This window comes from Pseudoflavitalea sp. G-6-1-2 (genome assembly GCF_012927185.1).
GTDB lineage: Bacteria > Bacteroidota > Bacteroidia > Chitinophagales > Chitinophagaceae > Pseudobacter.
In genome coordinates this window covers 1,608,784-1,625,741 of sequence record NZ_JABBGB010000003.1, presented here as the reverse complement: position 1 = coordinate 1,625,741, position 16,958 = coordinate 1,608,784, and the positions used below count along the sequence as shown (strand labels likewise).

The 16,958-nt window shown below is 48.0% G+C and carries 15 protein-coding genes; 6 read left to right on the top strand and 9 right to left on the bottom strand.

Translation table 11 applies throughout. The features are described from left to right. Positions 1–20: 20 nt before the first annotated feature. Entirely contained in the window at positions 21–2,654 is a 2,634-nt protein-coding gene (gyrA, locus tag HHL16_RS23840; RefSeq protein WP_169427839.1) for a DNA gyrase subunit A, read from the bottom strand. A 400-nt stretch (positions 2,655–3,054) separates the two neighbouring features. Between gyrA and HHL16_RS23835 the strand changes: the two genes are divergently transcribed. The 3 genes from HHL16_RS23835 to HHL16_RS23825 all read left to right on the top strand — a co-directional run bounded on the left by HHL16_RS23835 (position 3,055) and on the right by HHL16_RS23825 (position 6,699). Further along, positions 3,055–4,779, top strand: coding sequence for a hypothetical protein (locus tag HHL16_RS23835; protein ID WP_169427838.1), 1,725 nt, complete (start codon positions 3,055–3,057; stop codon positions 4,777–4,779). A 198-nt stretch (positions 4,780–4,977) separates the two neighbouring features. Next, the gene (locus HHL16_RS23830) at positions 4,978–5,292 is read left to right on the top strand and encodes a hypothetical protein (RefSeq protein ID WP_169427837.1); all 315 of its coding nucleotides are present in this window, start codon (positions 4,978–4,980) and stop codon (positions 5,290–5,292) included. Between the two features lie 102 nt (positions 5,293–5,394). Further along, complete coding sequence (locus tag HHL16_RS23825) at positions 5,395–6,699, top strand: saccharopine dehydrogenase C-terminal domain-containing protein (RefSeq protein WP_169427836.1); 1,305 nt, start codon at positions 5,395–5,397, stop codon at positions 6,697–6,699. Between the two features lie 124 nt (positions 6,700–6,823). Here HHL16_RS23825 and HHL16_RS23820 read toward each other — a convergent pair whose 3' ends face one another. The 8 genes from HHL16_RS23820 to HHL16_RS25380 form a co-directional block, all read right to left on the bottom strand. Next, a complete protein-coding gene (locus tag HHL16_RS23820) occupies positions 6,824–7,519 on the bottom strand; it encodes a Sir2 family NAD-dependent protein deacetylase (RefSeq protein ID WP_169427835.1) in 696 nt (231 codons plus the stop codon). Positions 7,520–7,658: 139 nt separating this feature from the next. Next, positions 7,659–8,624: a DUF4349 domain-containing protein gene (locus HHL16_RS23815; protein ID WP_169427834.1), complete on the bottom strand. Its 966-nt coding sequence runs from the start codon at positions 8,622–8,624 to the stop codon at positions 7,659–7,661. 109 nt (positions 8,625–8,733) lie between these two features. After that, a complete protein-coding gene (locus HHL16_RS23810; RefSeq protein ID WP_169427833.1) occupies positions 8,734–9,147 on the bottom strand; it encodes an EVE domain-containing protein in 414 nt (137 codons plus the stop codon). Positions 9,148–9,631: 484 nt separating this feature from the next. Next, positions 9,632–10,597, bottom strand: coding sequence for a signal recognition particle-docking protein FtsY (gene ftsY, locus HHL16_RS23805; protein WP_169427832.1), 966 nt, complete (start codon positions 10,595–10,597; stop codon positions 9,632–9,634). Positions 10,598–10,677: 80 nt separating this feature from the next. Beyond that, positions 10,678–10,851 (bottom strand): DUF4295 family protein, encoded by a 174-nt coding sequence (locus HHL16_RS23800; RefSeq protein ID WP_169427831.1) that lies wholly within the window; start codon positions 10,849–10,851, stop codon positions 10,678–10,680. A 20-nt stretch (positions 10,852–10,871) separates the two neighbouring features. After that, positions 10,872–11,054 carry a 50S ribosomal protein L33 gene (rpmG, locus tag HHL16_RS23795; RefSeq protein ID WP_127125004.1) on the bottom strand — a complete coding sequence of 61 codons (183 nt, stop codon included), beginning with the start codon at positions 11,052–11,054 and terminating at the stop codon, positions 10,872–10,874. A 25-nt stretch (positions 11,055–11,079) separates the two neighbouring features. Beyond that, positions 11,080–11,316 carry a 50S ribosomal protein L28 gene (rpmB, locus tag HHL16_RS23790; RefSeq protein ID WP_169427830.1) on the bottom strand — a complete coding sequence of 79 codons (237 nt, stop codon included), beginning with the start codon at positions 11,314–11,316 and terminating at the stop codon, positions 11,080–11,082. Positions 11,317–11,511: 195 nt separating this feature from the next. Further along, on the bottom strand, positions 11,512–12,651 hold the full coding sequence (locus tag HHL16_RS25380; protein ID WP_169427829.1) for a TlpA family protein disulfide reductase: 1,140 nt from the start codon (positions 12,649–12,651) through the stop codon (positions 11,512–11,514). Between the two features lie 254 nt (positions 12,652–12,905). Here HHL16_RS25380 and ppk1 point away from each other — a divergent pair, with 254 nt between their 5' ends. The 3 genes from ppk1 to panB all read left to right on the top strand — a co-directional run bounded on the left by ppk1 (position 12,906) and on the right by panB (position 16,904). Continuing rightward, positions 12,906–15,017 (top strand): polyphosphate kinase 1, encoded by a 2,112-nt coding sequence (gene ppk1, locus HHL16_RS23780; protein WP_169427828.1) that lies wholly within the window; start codon positions 12,906–12,908, stop codon positions 15,015–15,017. A gap of 16 nt (positions 15,018–15,033) precedes the next feature. Continuing rightward, positions 15,034–15,945 (top strand): exopolyphosphatase, encoded by a 912-nt coding sequence (locus tag HHL16_RS23775; RefSeq protein WP_240966299.1) that lies wholly within the window; start codon positions 15,034–15,036, stop codon positions 15,943–15,945. 143 nt (positions 15,946–16,088) lie between these two features. Further along, positions 16,089–16,904, top strand: a complete 816-nt coding sequence (gene panB / locus HHL16_RS23770) for a 3-methyl-2-oxobutanoate hydroxymethyltransferase (protein ID WP_169427827.1) — start codon at positions 16,089–16,091, stop codon at positions 16,902–16,904. The last annotated feature ends 54 nt before the right edge of the window (positions 16,905–16,958 follow it).

Below are 16,958 nucleotides of genomic sequence, written 5' to 3'. Positions count from 1 at the left end.
GACTGTTATCGGTTGATGAATTATTCCGGTGTTTCTGCTGATTCTTCAGATGCAGTATCGGCTTCTCCGGTTGCAGGTTCCTCACCGGAAGCAGCTGCTTCGGTTGTTCCTTCTGCTGTTGAAACGCCTTCTGCTCCTTCAGTTACTTCCTCTCCATTGGGTGTTTCTTCGTTGTCGATTTCATCGAGACTGGTGATAGCTGCGATTTCGTCGCCATCTTCCACTCTGATCAGTTTCACACCCTGTGTGGCGCGGCCCAGTTCGCTGATGCCGGAAACCGGCATGCGGATTATGATACCGCTCTTACAGGTGATCATCAGATCTTCTTTCTCGGTTACATTGAGAATACCTACCAGTGAGCCTGTTTTTTCGGTTACACTGATGGTTTTCACCCCTTTACCGCCACGGTTAGTGATACGATACTCTTCTACCTGTGTTCTCTTTCCGTATCCTTTTTCACTCACAACCAATACTGTATGGGTTGTGTCTGCACTATTAACACAAATCATACCAATCACTTCATCATTGTTGTCGTCTACCTCGATACCTGCCACACCAATGGCGCCACGACCGGTTGCTCTTACTTTTTCTTCGGGGAAACGGATGGCTCTTCCGCTCTTCACGGCCATCATGATTTCGCTCTTACCGTCTGTGAGCCTTGCTTCGAGCAGCATGTCGCCTTCGTTGATGGTAATTGCGTTCACACCGGTTGAACGTGGGCGGCTGAAATCTTCGAGGGCTGTTTTCTTGATGATGCCCCGCTTGGTACAAAGTACAATATTATGCTCATTCACATAATCCTTGTCGGCGAAGTCTTTCACGTCGATAATTGCACGAACCTTATCGTCTGGTGCAATCTGGATCATGTTCTGAATGGCTCTGCCCTTTCCGGTTTTCTCACCATCGGGGATCTGATAAACGTTGAGCCAGTAAACTCTTCCTTTTTCGGTGAAGAAGAGCATGGTATGGTGGGTGCTTGCCACGAAGAGGTGTTCGATATAATCTTCTTCGCGGGTTTTGCCTCCCTGTACGCCACGGCCGCCGCGGCGCTGAGCGCGGAATTCGGATGCCGGTGTACGTTTGATATATCCGAGATGTGAGATGGTGATCACCACATCTTCTTCTTTGATGAGGTCTTTGATGCTTACTTCGTCGTCGAGGAAAGTGATCTCGGTTCTGCGTTCGTCGCCGAATTTATCTTTTACCTCGATGAGTTCGTTCTTAATTACGTCGTATCTCATTCCTTCGTTGCCAAGGAGTTCTGTGAGATAATTGATCAACTTCATCAGTTCGTCGTATTCTTCCTTGATCTTCTCACGCTCCATGCCTGTTAAACGCTGGAGGCGGAGTTCGAGGATGGCTTTTGCCTGAATTTCGTCGAGGCCCCATCCTGCATTTACGAGTCCTTCTTTGGCGATCTCAGGTGTTGCAGAGGCGCGGATGAGAGCAATCACTTCGTCGAGGTGATCGAGAGCGATGAGATAACCCTGCAGAATATGCGCTTTCTTCTGGGCTTCTTTGAGTTCGAATTTAGTACGGCGAACCACCACTTCGTGACGGAACTCGATGAATTCGGAAATGATCTCCAGAATGCTGAGCGTACGCGGGCGGCCTTTCACCAGCGCCACGTTATTGATACCGTAAGAGGTTTGCAGCTCGGTGTATTTATAGAGCTGATTGATCACCACGTTGGAGATCGCATCGCGTTTGAGGTCGAGTACGATACGGGTGCCTTCCTTATTGTTCGATTCGTTGTTCACGTGAGCGATGCCTTCCAGCACTTTTTCGTTCACCAGCTGACCGATGCGGTCGCAGAGTGAATCGCGGTTTACCTGGTAAGGCACTTCGGTGATGATGATCTGTTCGCGGCCGCTCGATTTGGTGTCTACATGAACACGTCCACGGAGCACTACCCTTCCACGACCGGTATGCATGCCGGATTTGATGCCTTCCATACCGTAGATGATACCGCCGGTTGGGAAGTCGGGCGCTTTGATGTACTGCATTATTTCGTCTACCGTGATATCGCGTTTATCTATATACGCCACACAGCCGTCGATTACCTCGGAGAGGTTATGGGGCATCATGTTGGTGGCCATACCTACGGCGATACCGCTCGATCCGTTGAGGAGCAGGTTGGGTAAGCGTGTAGGCAGCACAGTTGGTTCTTTGAGAGAGTCGTCGAAGTTGAGCTGGAAATCTACAGTGTCTTTCTCGATATCTTCGAGCATGCTTTCGGCTGCACGTTGAAGGCGCACCTCGGTATAACGCATAGCGGCCGGCTGATCACCATCCTGGCTACCGAAGTTACCCTGACCATCTACCAGCGTATAGCGCATGCTCCATTCCTGAGCCATTCTCACCATGGCATCGTATACAGAGCTATCACCGTGCGGGTGATATTTACCCAACACTTCCCCTACAACACGGGCAGATTTCTTATGTGGCTTGTTGAAATGAAGCCCCAGATCATTCATGGCATACAGAATGCGGCGGTGAACGGGTTTGAAACCGTCGCGCGCATCCGGTAATGCACGGCCTACGATTACCGACATGGAGTAGTCGATGTAGGCTGTTTTCATCTGTTCTTCGATGTTGACAGGAACGATCCGGTTCTGGTCATTCGTTTCTTGTGGTATAAGATTCTCTTCCATACTTGCTTTCCTGTATTTTTTGATCCGTTTTTTTACCGCCACTGAAGGCGGAACGTGAAGGCTGCAAATTTATCCAATTATGACCGTAAAACCGCGATAAAAGGCCAGTATTTACCCCTCTATTTTATCCACTGATGTGGGGAACTTATGCAGATTTTCAAGGGATTGGGAGGAAGTGGCGCCACCTCGTTTTTTAACGCTGTTTTCATAATTTTCGTGGCCTGCTTTTTGGATTAACCCTGTTCAACAGTTAACTTGCATGTACCCTTTACGTTAACTCCGATATCAGCCAATATCCCTCTATTCGATCCTACCCTTCCGTAATACAGCATTCCGCCTAGCGGATCTGAACGGTGATTCCAATGGACATCCCATTTTCAAGCACGTTTATCAGTGATCTATGAACAAGTATTTATTGCTGCGCGATAATAAACAAACGGGCCCTTATTCCGCTCAGGAACTGGCTACGAAAGGATTGAAGCCTTACGATCTCGTATGGCTCGACGGAAAGAGTGCGGCCTGGAGATACCCCAGTGAAATGGAGGAATTGAAGGCATTTGCTCCTGCTATTGAAGAACAGCCTTACGACAGATTCTACAAAAGAAGCAGCATTGCACAGGAGCATGCGATCAATGCTGCTACACAACAGCTGGGAAGCACCCTTCAGCAGAATAACACGAAGGCAGGAAACGAAAATGCACAGGTTACCATTCCTGTTATCAAACAGACGGCCACCGCACAAACCAATATTGAGATAAACGCAGCAGAAAATACTCCTGCACAGCAGCCAAAAGCCGTTGAACAAACAGCAGCCATGCAGTCTGTACAGACGGTTTCGGGCACCGCCAATCAATCAACACAACAGGCAGCTGCACAACAAACCGCAACTGCAGCAACCAGCAAAGTATATGTAACGCTTCCTGCCGGCATGAATGCCAGTCAGGCATTCAAACAGAAATCCAATCAACAAACAGTAAGTGTTCAGCAACAAGCAGAAACACCAGCTGTAACCGAAGAAAATAAAACCAGCCGTTCAGAAGTTTCGCAGGATGCAGCCAAAGCTTTGGAAGATCGTGCAGCAGCACTGGCATTGTCTGTTCAGCAGGCAGCCGCTGCCGCAAAGAATAAAGCAATTGTACAATCTTCCGATGTTAGCAAGCAGGCAAAATCAGCCACAGAGCAGCATTCCGGGAAGCTTTCAGACAATAAATCGTCTGCCAAAGCAACTACACCTGTTACCACCAAAAGCGCTCAAACTTCCCATACAACCCAATCCGGCAAAGCCGCTTCTTTCTCTACCCTGATCAACACAAAAAGCAATCAGGAAGAAAAAGCGCCGGTTATTCCGATCAATGCATCTGCACGCAATCATCGCATGATGATGCGCGGTATAGTGGCAGCATGCCTTCTGCTCGGCGGCATCGTTATCGGCATGGCACTTACCTACAGCAAACAGAACAGCGGTGATCAGGCAGCGCTCGACGAGCTGGTGCTTCGATTGCAGCAAAGAGACGCACAGCAAAAAGCCGATGCGAAGAATGCCCTGCAGGCCACGCCAAACGAGCACTCCACACAAATCAGTACAGCTGAATACAAAGAAGAGAAGCCACCGGTTGCCGGTAATGAACACAGCGCGATCCCTGCATCCAAACCGGTTGCAGAACCGAAAGAGCAGGTTGCCAAAGCTGTGATGCCCGTGCATGATCCAACCACAACTCCCCCATCGGATGAGTCTGGCATGAAAGTGAGCCAGGCCGTTGTTACCAATAAAGAAGAGCCACGCCCTGTTCGGCAGGCCGATCCGGAAGCCACCCGCGAAAAGCTCTACCAGATGATTCAGGTAGCAGCCAGCCAATTCAAAATTGGTGTACTGGGAGGAATTTCCGACCTTCATTTCACGGTATCCAATAACAGTTCATTTCCACTCGATGAAGTTGAACTGGAGATAAAATACCTCGGTCCCGAAAAACGGGTAGTGAAAGTGCAAAGGCTTCTTTTCAGCGACCTGAGTGCAGGTTCGCAAAAAACACTGGAAGCTCCCCGTACCTCCAGAGGTGTATCTATCGATTATGTAGTTACCCGTATCCATTCCAGAGCATTGGGCATTGCCCATGCAGGTTTTTGATCAACCTTTCCCATGATCAATGTTCAGCTGTCTTTTCCCCGGATAGCCTGGCATGGATTTATTGTTACTCCCATCCCCCCCCAAACACCCGCGTTACCGTATTAAAAAGGCATTAAAACAGCACAGACACATACTAAGCTGCTGTAACTTGCTTGTAAATGAATAGTTTATTCTTCAATAAATAAAAACACGTATGCTATGAAGAATACTCTTGCCACGCTGGTAGCTATTATTATTGCGGTAGCAAGTCTCCATGCATTCCGTGCAATGCATCACTCATCTGTAGCCGGATCTGTTCAGCCATCTTATGGAGCAGATGCCATCTGGGCCATCAAAGGCCATGATTCCCTGCGGGTCTATTCCTCAGAGAACGGCAACTTCAATTGTAACCTTACTCCGGGTACCTGGAAGCTTCGTATCGATGCCAGAGATCCGCTGAAAGATTGTGATATGGAAGTGCAGGTGCAGGATCGTCAGACTACCGATATCGGCGTTATCAATCTCCGTCGCTGATCCGCCCGCACGGCGGATTTCCATCAATCCGCTCCTTACAGACCGTTGTTTCTCAGCCATTGCAGGCATTCCCCTATTCCTGTTTTTACTATCTTGCGCCACATGAAGCATATCCTCGTGTTTGGTGCAGGAAAGTCGGCTACATGCCTGATCGATTACCTGAAAAAAGAAACCGCCACTCATCAGTGGACACTTACCGTAGTGGACGGAAACCTCGAACTGGCCAGTTCCAAAATTGCCGGCGCCCCTCAGGCACGCGCAGTGAGCATTAATGTAGAACATGATTCTGCCCGTACCCCGCTGGTGCAATCTGCCGATATCGTGATCTCCCTGCTTCCGCCCGCGCTGCATTATCTGGTGGCGAAGGACTGCCTCGCCCTCGGAAAAAACCTGCTCACAGCAAGTTATGTGGATGATAAGATCGGCGCTCTGAAGAATGAGATCGCCGGAAAAGGTTTGCTCTTCTTATGCGAGATGGGTCTCGATCCCGGTATCGATCACATGAGCGCCATGCAGCTTATTGCAGCCATCCGCGCAAAAGGTGGCAATTTCCAATCTTTCAAATCGCATTGCGGCGGACTCGTGGCTCCTGAAAGCGACGACAATCCCTGGCATTACAAAATCAGCTGGAATCCCCGCAACGTGGTAATGGCGGGAAAAGCAGGCGCCATCTACAAAGACAATAACCAAACGGTTGAAGTGGATTACCACCACCTGTTCAACCCGGAGAATAAAGTGGAGATCCCCGATCTAGGTCCGCTTGCATGGTACGCCAACCGCGATTCGCTCAGTTATATTCCGGTATACGGACTGGAATCCGCCACCACCTTCCTCCGCACTACCCTTCGCTATCCTGCATTCTCTTCAGGATGGAAACAGATAATCGAACTCAAACTCACCGACGAAACGGTGCAATACAATACAGATGGATTGTCGCTCCGCGATTTCTATCAGCAGCACTTTGAAAAATATGCGCTGAAAGAAACGGTGGCGGCTATAGATCCTTCATCACTTTTCATGCAGCAATTGCAGTATTTCGGACTGGAGGACAATACCACTCTCATCAACAAAGGCCAATGCAGTGCTGCCGATGTAATGCAGTTTGTTCTCGAACAAAAACTGGTGCTGAAGCCACAGGACAAAGACATGATCGTAATGCTTCACGAGCTGGAATACGAACTGAACGGCTCTTCACACAAAGCCAGCAGCTGCCTGCTGGTGAAGGGAGAAGATCAACTCCGTACTGCCATGGCCAAAACTGTTGGATTACCGTTAGGCATTGCTGCCAAACTGATTTTGCAGGGCAAGATCACATTAACCGGTTTGCATATTCCTATTCTGCCGGAGATCTATACGCCGGTACTCGCCGAACTGGAAGCGCATGGCGTGAAGTTCCACGAAGATTAGATAGCCATGCGGGGCTGACGCTGAGTAACAGCAAGGCTTATCCGCATTTCAACTGATACAAAAAAAGCTGTCGCGCAAGTGACAGCTTTTTTAATGCTATGGTGAGGATGTTATGGCCTACAAATCAAATGCCGCGAAGCAATGCAATCAGTTCCTGCACTCCTTCCGTAGCGGGCTTCTCGATAATTTTCAAACCATGTATTCCGTTCACTCCATCGCCAGGAATTTTCTTATCGATGATGAATTTAGGGATGGCATGATGGGCAAAATCTACCAATCCAGCTGCGGGATACACTGCCAGAGATGTTCCTACCACCACAAAATAATCAGCCTGCCTCACTAACGGAACTGCCTGCCCGATCATCGGAACGGGTTCTTCAAACCAAACGATATGCGGACGCAGCTGCGCGCCGTCTTCTGCCACATCGCCCAGTTTGATATCTCCTTTGATCGGATAAATGAGCGATTCATCCGCTACCGATCTCATCTTAAAGATCTCACCGTGCAGGTGTAATACTTTTTCCGAACCTGCGCGCTCATGCAGGTCATCTATATTTTGTGTGATGATCTGAACATCGAAATCATTCTGCAATTCTGCTAAGCCGATATGCGCCTCGTTGGGTTGGGCGTCCAATACATCCTTCCTGCGCATATTATAAAAATCGAGCACCAGTGCGGGGTTTTTATTCCAGCCTCTTGGTGTGGCTACTTCGTATACATCATATCCTTCCCATAATCCGTCGCTGTCTCTGAATGTTTTCAGTCCGCTTTCAGCGCTGATGCCGGCACCGGAAAGCACCACTAATTTTTTCTTTGCCATATCTCAAATTTAATCAAAACGGATGTTACAAAACCATCTTACAGCATGGCTTTTCTATCCATATCTTTCCAAAAAAATGCAGATTGCGAACATTGAGGTTACACAATCTGCATTCGGGAGAGCTATTAAAAGCGTATTCTTATTTCACGGGAGATTCAGCTACTGTGGCGGGTTTCGCGGGGCGTTGCTTTCTCCATTTTCTGTATCCGTATACTCCGAGAATGGCGATGGTCCAGAGTGGCCAGAGCGTCAGCAATGCGATCACAACATCGCCAAACCATTTGAACCCGGAGCCGAGTGCCTCCAGCAGTCTGTCGCCAAATGAAGGAGACTTATCTGTTACGGGAGCAGACGGATCGATTATCTGAAAGAACACAACGGTAATGGTACTGTAGGCCGACTGGTTGGAAAGCTGACTAACTCTTCCGGCAGCGGCTTCGATCTCTTCCTGAATTTCATCCACTTCTTTCTGCACCTGAAATACTTCTTCCATATTCTTTGCAGATTTCATCAGTTCGAGATAGCGAAGTCTTGCCTGACGTTTGGCTTCGAGCCGCGACCGGAGGTCTACTACCTGCCCTGTTACATCCTGCGAAGTGATATTTCTGCTGATTTGTTTTTCGGCTGTGCTGCTCAGTTCGTTCACCGCTGCTTCGAACTGATCTACGGGAACACGCAAAGTAACTTTGGACATCAGTCTGTAATCGGAGCTTTCCTGTGTTTCTTCGGAGATATAACCACCATACTTACCTGCAATGGCCGAAACGCGGTTATTGAAGTTTTTGAAATCCTTTACTTCGAGCTCCAGATCGCCATGGCGGATGATCTTACGGTTCCAGTCTGCTTTTACGGGCGCCGGAGCGGGAGCATTATTCTTTTGTTGAGGCTGTGGTTGATTGGGTTGATTTTCGGGCGAAACCGTTTGCGGCATCGGAAGTTGTTCGTAGCCGGCGGCAGAATCAGTTGCTGATGCGACAACAAGTTCTTCTGATTTTGCATTTTCTGAAGGAGCAGTGGCAGCAGCTTCTTTTTGATTGGCGTTTTTGTGATCGCATGAGCTGGCCAGTACCAGCATAAAGGCTGATACAGTAAGTAAGGTTTTCATACTGCAATTTTTAGGTGATGGAACTGAGATGCACAGAACTGTGATATTTCACAATTGATTGATACATCTCACCTGCAGCATGTAACCCATGAAGAATGTTAAAGGTTATTTAGCCTTTCTCCCCTGCCATTTTCAGCACCTGCTCCCATTGGTCGGGGGTAACCGGAGTTACAGAAAGGCGGCTCAGTTTGAGGAGTGCCATTTCTTTGAGTTTGGGTTCGGCCTTGATTTGTTTCAGGCTAACGGGGTTGGGCAATCGTTTTACCGGAGCGAGATCTACCACTACCCATGCATCCTCATCGGTGGTAGGGTCCTGATAGGATTCCTTTACCACGCGGGCAATTCCTACGATCTCAAGACCTTCATTGCTATGGTAAAAGAACACCTCATCTCCCTTTTTCATGTCGCGGAGGAAATTGCGGGCAGCATAGTTGCGCACACCGTCCCAGAAGGTCTTTTTGTCTTTCACAAACTGATCCCAGGAGTATTTGAAAGGTTCTGATTTTACCAGCCAGTAAGCCATATCTGATCGGATTGGAGTATTTTAAAGTATTGTAATTGCAGCAAATGTACATAGTAAAAAAATTTGTGCGCTGTAAAATCCAATCGGTGGATTGCTTTCGTAAATAATCAACGTAGATATATAATGGTGTCATAGCACGTGATCGATTTCATGGTATTACCCGGCATTTAAAGTTATAGCGTGTGATCGATCATGTGGTGTTACCCAGGAGCTAAAAGGCTCACTAACGAAGACCGGCTTTTGCCGGTCTTCCTTTTTTACGGCAGTTTTTGTGGAAGCATTCAGCAGGTTTGGAAAGTAAAGCTACACAGGTAATCCGCAAAGGGCCGGCTGGCGTAGGTTTGGAGTGATTGCACACGACATGCAACAGGAAGCTTCCGCATTATCCGGCATATAGCCGGAAAAACAAAAAGCCCTGTGACCGGCCTTGAAAAGCTGGTCACGGGGCTCAATATTTGATGGAGACAATGTCTCCGGAACAGCGTTATTTCTTGTCGAGATTGAAGAGGCTGTCTACAAACTCATGTTTATCGAACACCAGCAGGTCTTCCATCTGCTCGCCCACTCCGATGAATTTCACCGGAATTTTGAATTGATTGGCGATCGCCAGCACTACGCCGCCCTTGGCGGTTCCGTCGAGTTTGGTGATGGCAAGCGCAGTAACATCGGTAGCAGCCGTAAAATGTTTAGCCTGCTCCAGTGCGTTTTGTCCGGTTGATCCGTCGAGCACCAGCAGCACTTCGTGCGGGGCTTCGGGGATATGTTTCTGAACAACACGTTTGATTTTACTCAGCTCATCCATCAGGTGTGCCTTGTTATGGAGGCGACCGGCGGTATCGATGATCACCACATCGGCGCCTTTGGCAACACCACTCTGAACGGTATCGAAGGCAACAGAAGCGGGGTCTGATCCCATGGCCTGTTTTACGATCGGCACGCCCACCCGCTCGCTCCAGATGGTGAGCTGGTCTACGGCTGCGGCACGGAAGGTATCCGCCGCTCCGAGTAAAACAGATTTGCCTGCCTTCTTGAAATTATAGGCCAGTTTGCCGATGGTGGTGGTTTTGCCAACGCCGTTAACACCCACTACCAATATTACGTAAGGTTTCGCAGGCAGTTCTGAAGTGAAAGTATAGGAAGATGCTTCGTCGGCATCTACGAGCACAGCCTCTATTTCCTGCTGAAGCAGTCCATTGAGTTCGCTGGTGCTCAAATACTTATCTTTTGCTACGCGCTTCTCGATGCGATTGATGATCTGAACCGTGGTATCGATTCCTACATCTGCACTCACCAGCGCTTCTTCGAGGTTATCGAGCACTTCGTCGTCGACGGTGCTTTTACCTGCGATTACTTTGGTGAGCTTGGAGAGGAAACCTTCCTTGGTTTTCTGCAATCCCTGATCGAGTGATTCCTTTTCTTTCTTGCCGAAGAGTTTTCCGAAAAATCCCATAGTCCGAGTTTGTGAAAATCAAAAATACAAAAAGCCGTCCTCTACGGAGAACAGCTTTTAATATTGTACTTACTATCCACTTATTTTTTTGCCATGAAATCCTTGATCTTCTCCTTGTGAACGATAGCCTCTTTGAAAGTATAGGCACCGGTCTTAGGACTACGAACAGCACGGATAACTTTGGTATAGTTCTTAGCTTCAGCTGAAGCCTTCGCATCTTTTACCTTCGCGTTTTTAGAAGCTGCTTTTGCCATGATTATCTAAATTGAAAGAATTATTTAATCTCTTTGTGAACCGTAACCTTTTTCAGGATCGGGTTGAACTTCTTGAGCTCCATACGCTCAGGATTGTTCTTTTTATTTTTGGTAGTGATGTAGCGGCTTGTTCCGGGCTGACCAGAAGTCTTATGCTCGGTACATTCCAGGATCACCTGTACTCTGTTACCTTTCTTTGCCATATATCTACGTTGAAAATTTGACTAATTAGATTTTCTCACCTCTTGCTCTCAGTTCTTTCACTACGCTATACAGACCATTCTTGTTGATAGTGCGGATAGCTTCGGTAGACAGCTTTAAGGTAATCCACTTTTCTTCTTCGGGCAGGTAATAGCGTTTCACTTGCAGGTTTGGTAAAAACCGGCGTTTAGACTTAATATTTGAGTGTGATACACGGTTTCCGGTTACCGGAACTTTACCTGTCACCTGACATACTCTTGCCATGACTTTGAAAATTTTTGGAGTGCAAAGGTCGGTAAATGCAATTAATTATCAAAAAGAAAATACTGGTTTTTCAAACAAAGATTATCAACATTGTGAATAACCCTTTCTTTTTAATCATTTAACTCCCAGTGCCAAAGGTTGCAAATATAGTAAATACCCGGGTAAAGGGCAAACGTTTCTGAAAGTAAATGATTTTTACTGCTTCAGCAGTTCGCTCAGCTTCGCCCCCAGCTCTTCCGCATGCACATCACGCGCAACGATCTTTCCATCAGGGTGGATCAGGTAGGTGGTTGGCAACATTTTTACCGCAAAGAATTTTCCTGCAATGTTTTGCGTATCATGTAATTGTGGCCATGGATTCAAATATTTCTTTACGGCAGTCTGCCAGGCTGCTTCACTCTTGTCCGTTGAAACTCCCACAATTTCAAAGCCTTTGTTTTTGTACTGCTCATACACTTCTTTCAGCTTCGGGAAGGAAGCAACACAGGGGCCGCACCAGCTCGCCCAGAAATCGATCAGCACATATTTTCCACGGAAAGAAGCGAACTCCACCGCCTTGCCCAGCTCGTTGTTCATAGTGAAACCGTAAGCTGTCTGGCCAATGGCCGAGTACTTGCGTGCCTCTATCAGTTCGAGTGTTGATTTTCCATAGGAGGACTGTTTTACCCTGTCTTTGAACAATCCATACAACTCTTCCTGCAACGATAACGGAAGGGAACCACTGCGTACAGACATGAGATACGCCGCCCCTATCGAGTTCGGATATTTACGCACCATCACTTCCATCACCTGATTGCTATGCGCATCGCCGGCTGAATCATAGGCATGCTCTACGTCTTTATACCATTCTTCTTTATCGTAAGCACGGTTGGTGAACAGATCGGGTTTGCCATATTTTTTGATGAGGGCTGCTTCGAATTTACCATCCAGTAAATCGGTCTGCTGATTGTACCATTGCACTGCTTCATGCGCAGGCGCATTGCTCACTTTCGATTTGCTGAAACTGGCAATATCAGCATCGATGCGCACCGTTCCCGGTCCTTCCACCACAATGCCGAATGGCGCATAACCTCCTTTTGTCTTCGCTTCGTAATTGCTCGCAAACATATACCTGGTGGGTTCTGTATAAGAGGCATGGAGCTCAAACCCACCATTGACGATCACCGCAGAGTCGGTCTCTCCGGTTTTGTTATTGTACAGCTGCATCTTCTCGCCATTATATTTGGGATCGGCCTTGCCTTTGAAGATGATATCCTTTTTCTGTTGTGCACCCGCCGTCAATGAAATAACCAAAGCCATACAGGTTGCCGGAAATGAAAGCATACTTTTTCTCACAGTTCTGAGTTTTTAGTGAATAGATTCCTACTGATGAATAACAGAAGACGCACGAAACGCGGAAATTACTTATCGCAATTATTCCGGCAATAGCCTGCTTCTTCCGCTCATCACATTATTAAAAGCCGCAATAATTGCGTAGTTTTAGATAAGTGAACACAAATATTTAAGAATCTGACAACATTGGAGTTAAATTGACTTACCGGCAGGCGGATTAACTTTGATCAAACGCCTGACCCCAAATGACGCAACAAATGAAACGCAAGACGATAGCCAGGGATATCAGCTGGCTCAGCTTCAATGGACGAGTGCTGCAGGAGGCCGCCGACCCCAGTGTGCCCCTTAGGGAAAGGATCAAATTCCTCGGGATCTTCTCCAACAATATGGATGAATTCTTCCGTGTTCGCGTAGCCACCCTCAAACGCATGACCGAAATCGGAGGCAAGAAAGTGAAGAATATGCACCTCGAACAGGCGCCCGGAAAAATCCTTGACGAAATTCAACAGATCGTTCTTCAGCAACAGATCTCTTTCAATACCATCTGGGAAAACGTTCGCAAAGAACTGGAGAAAGAAAAGATATTCCTCATCAACGAGAAACAACTCAATAAAGAGCAGCAGAAATTTGTACAGACCTACTTCGAAGAAGAGGTTCGTTCCAATATCATTCCCATTATGGTGGAGAACCTGCCGCAGCTCCCCTATCTCCGCGAAAAATCTTTGTACCTGGGTGTGGTATTGTCGCGCCGCGACGGCACCCTCAAACGCAAGTACTCTCTCATCGAAGTACCGTCCAAAGCAGTGGGAAGGTTCTGCAAACTTCCATCCCCCGATGGCGAGCAACACATCATTCTGCTCGAAGATGTGATCCGCTTCAATCTCAAAAGCATCTTCAGCTATTTCGGATACGACCGTTACGGCAGCTGGGTTTTCAAAGTAACCAAAGATGCCGAGATCGATATCGACAACGACGTGAGCACCACCATGATCCAGAAGATCGAGAAAGGGCTCCGCAACCGCCGCAAAGGCAAGCCCGTTCGCTTTGTGTATGATAAGGAAATGGACGATGGCCTGCTCGACTTCCTCATCCGCAAACTCAATCTCAGCCGCAAAGAGAGCGTGATCCCCGGCGGACGCATCCACAACTTCCGTCACTTTATGGACTTCCCCGATGTATTCCAGAAAAAGGGTCAACGGAAGAAACCCTTCCAGCATCAGCTGCTGAAGAATACCATGCGTGTAACAGATGTGATTCTGGAAAAAGACATCATGCTTAATTTCCCTTACCACAGCTTCAACCCGGTGATAGACCTGCTGCGCGAAGCAGCCATCGATCCCGAGGTAACGGCCATCAAGATCACCGCCTACCGTCTCGCTTCCAATTCCAAAGTGATCAATGCCCTCATCAATGCCGTCCGCAACGGCAAGCAGGTAACCGTGATGCTCGAACTCCGTGCCCGCTTCGACGAAGAAGCCAATCTGGAATGGAAAGAAAGACTGGAAGAAGAAGGCGTGAAAGTACTGATCGGCATCCCTAACATGAAGGTTCACGCGAAGATCTGCCTCATCAAAAAACGTCATAATAACCATACCGTTCACTACGGATACGTAAGCACCGGCAACCTCAACGAGCGTACATCGCATGTATACGGAGACCACTGCCTGCTTACATCGGACCGCTTTATCATGGCCGACGTGAACCGCATTTTCAACTATCTCGAAAATCCGAAAGACGGTGGCAAGTTCCTCAAGGCCTGCAAAACCCTGATACCCTGCCCTACCAGTCTCCGCAGAGAACTGTACAAACTCATCAATAAGGAGATCAGAGCAGCAAGGGCCAAGAAACCTGCCGGCATTACACTGAAGATGAATTCGCTGTCGGACGAGGCCCTGATTCTGAAACTCTACGAAGCAGCGCGCGCAGGTGTACAGATAAAACTGGTGATCCGCGGCATCTTCTGCATGTATTCCGAAAGCGATAAATTCATTGTTCCGGTTAAAGCTATCAGCATCGTGGACGAGTATCTGGAGCACGCACGCGTATTTATTTTCCACAATGCCGGTGATGAAAAGGTATATATTTCATCGGCAGACTGGATGGTCCGCAACCTGGATCACCGTGTGGAAGCCACTTGCCCGATATTGGACGACAAGATAAAACGTGTGTTGAAAAATATAATCGAAATTCAATTGCTGGACAATGTAAAAGCCAGAATTTTGGACAACGAACTGAGCAACCGCTACGTGCGCGACAGAAAGCAGAAGAAAGTGCGGAGTCAGCTTGAGATCTATCAGTATTTACATTCAAAAACAATTGTTCATGCAGGCACGGAGCAATCGGCCAACGCTGAAGCGCTCACTGCATAACACCCGGTGAACAACAATGATGAGACTGGCGGCAATAGATATTGGAAGCAACGCAGCACGGCTATTGATCTCCGATGTATTTCAATCGGAGCAGGGGAAACCAGAATTTCAGAAGATCAATCTTGTGCGCGTACCCCTCCGTCTCGGATTTGATGTATTCGAAAAGAAGACCATTTCTCCCGAAAAAGAGTCGATGATCATCAGCACCATCAAGGCTTACAAGCTATTGCTGGATGCTTATGGCGTGGGATTGCAGCACCTCAAGGCCGCTGCCACATCTGCCATGCGCGATGCAGACAATGGCGAATCCATTCTGCAGCATGTGAAAGACGAAACCGGCATCGATATCGAAATAATCACCGGCGATACCGAAGCTACCCTCATCTACGAGAACCATATTGCCGAGAAAATGGATAAGGAGCATACCTACCTCTACATCGATGTAGGCGGTGGCAGCACCGAGCTCTCTTTCTTCGCCGAAGGCAAACTGAAATACCGCAAGAGTTTCAATATTGGTACTATCCGCCTGCTCAAACGCCAGGTAGATGAAAGCCAGTGGGACGATATGAAAGATGCCGTTCGCCGCGAAACCCGCGGCCACACAGACGATATCATCGGTATCGGATCGGGCGGAAACATCAACAAGATCTTTTCCCTCTCCAAAAGAAAGGAAGGCAAGCCGCTTACTTTCGAGATGCTGAAAGACTATTACAAAGAGTTCAGCGCATTCTCCGTAGCCGACCGGCAGCGGCTTTACAAACTCCGCGAAGACCGTGCAGACGTGATCGTACCTGCTTTGCAGATCTACGTGAACATCATGCGCTGGGCCAATATCAAGGAGATCTATGTGCCCAAGATCGGCCTTGCGGACGGACTGATTCAACACCTCTACGACGAGCTGGCCAAAAGCCGCCAGCTGAGTTTCTGATATCCCAGCTCCACAATTGGATCATTTTATTGCTGAATCCCCTACCTTCGCCGTCTATTCACAAACTGCGAGGAGCATTATGAATGTGTTTTATTCTAATGCAGAGCCATATTCCCTCCCGCTCAACGCTAAAAACTCCAGTTATGTCAATCAGCAAAGAAATCAAGCGAATTACTACCAACACGCTTCAGAAGATGAAATCCAATGGCGAGAAAGTGAGTATGATCACAGCCTATGATTATTCTTTTGCGCGCATTTTCGATGCGGCCGGCATCGACGTAATTCTGGTAGGCGACTCAGCCTCCAACGTAATGGCGGGTCATGAAACTACCTTGCCTATTACCCTCGACCAGATGATCTATCATGCCTCTTCGGTTATCCGCGGAGTAAGCAGGTCGCTGGTAGTGGTGGATCTTCCATTTGGTTATTATCAATCCAATTCCAAAGAAGCCCTCGCTTCTGCGGTGCGCATTATGAAAGAGACCGGCGCGCATGCCGTGAAGCTCGAAGGCGGAGAAGAGATCTTAGAATCGGTGAACCGCATTATTGCAGCCGGTATACCGGTGATGGGTCACCTGGGTCTTACGCCGCAATCCATTTACAAATTCGGCACTTACACGGTACGTGCGCGCGAAGAAGCGGAAGCCAATAAACTCCGCAACGATGCCAAACTGCTGGAGCAGGCAGGCGCTTTCGCGATGGTGCTCGAAAAAATTCCGGCACAGCTTGCGAAGGAAGTTTCTGAAAGCCTTATTGTTCCTACTATTGGTATCGGTGCAGGCAAACATTGTGATGGGCAGGTATTGGTGATGCATGATATGCTTGGGATCAATACGGAATTCAAGCCGCGTTTTCTGCGTCAGTATCTTAATATTGCGGAGCAGGTAACAGGTGCGGTGAAGCAGTATATTACTGATGTGAAGTCGAATGATTTTCCGAATGAGAGTGAGCAGTATTGAGTAGTCAGCTGCATCTTTCATTCACATAAACAAAACAGCCGGCTGAATCAGATT

Coding starts and splice junctions, on each gene's coding strand:
- gyrA (WP_169427839.1), bottom strand. CDS start 2,654: ATGGAAGAGAATCTTATACCACAAGAAACGAATGACCAGAACCGGATC.
- HHL16_RS23835 (WP_169427838.1), top strand. CDS start 3,055: ATGAACAAGTATTTATTGCTGCGCGATAATAAACAAACGGGCCCTTAT.
- HHL16_RS23830 (WP_169427837.1), top strand. CDS start 4,978: ATGAAGAATACTCTTGCCACGCTGGTAGCTATTATTATTGCGGTAGCA.
- HHL16_RS23825 (WP_169427836.1), top strand. CDS start 5,395: ATGAAGCATATCCTCGTGTTTGGTGCAGGAAAGTCGGCTACATGCCTG.
- HHL16_RS23820 (WP_169427835.1), bottom strand. CDS start 7,519: ATGGCAAAGAAAAAATTAGTGGTGCTTTCCGGTGCCGGCATCAGCGCT.
- HHL16_RS23815 (WP_169427834.1), bottom strand. CDS start 8,624: ATGAAAACCTTACTTACTGTATCAGCCTTTATGCTGGTACTGGCCAGC.
- HHL16_RS23810 (WP_169427833.1), bottom strand. CDS start 9,147: ATGGCTTACTGGCTGGTAAAATCAGAACCTTTCAAATACTCCTGGGAT.
- ftsY (WP_169427832.1), bottom strand. CDS start 10,597: ATGGGATTTTTCGGAAAACTCTTCGGCAAGAAAGAAAAGGAATCACTC.
- HHL16_RS23800 (WP_169427831.1), bottom strand. CDS start 10,851: ATGGCAAAAGCAGCTTCTAAAAACGCGAAGGTAAAAGATGCGAAGGCT.
- rpmG (WP_127125004.1), bottom strand. CDS start 11,054: ATGGCAAAGAAAGGTAACAGAGTACAGGTGATCCTGGAATGTACCGAG.
- rpmB (WP_169427830.1), bottom strand. CDS start 11,316: ATGGCAAGAGTATGTCAGGTGACAGGTAAAGTTCCGGTAACCGGAAAC.
- ppk1 (WP_169427828.1), top strand. CDS start 12,906: ATGAAACGCAAGACGATAGCCAGGGATATCAGCTGGCTCAGCTTCAAT.
- HHL16_RS23775 (WP_240966299.1), top strand. CDS start 15,034: ATGATGAGACTGGCGGCAATAGATATTGGAAGCAACGCAGCACGGCTA.
- panB (WP_169427827.1), top strand. CDS start 16,089: ATGTCAATCAGCAAAGAAATCAAGCGAATTACTACCAACACGCTTCAG.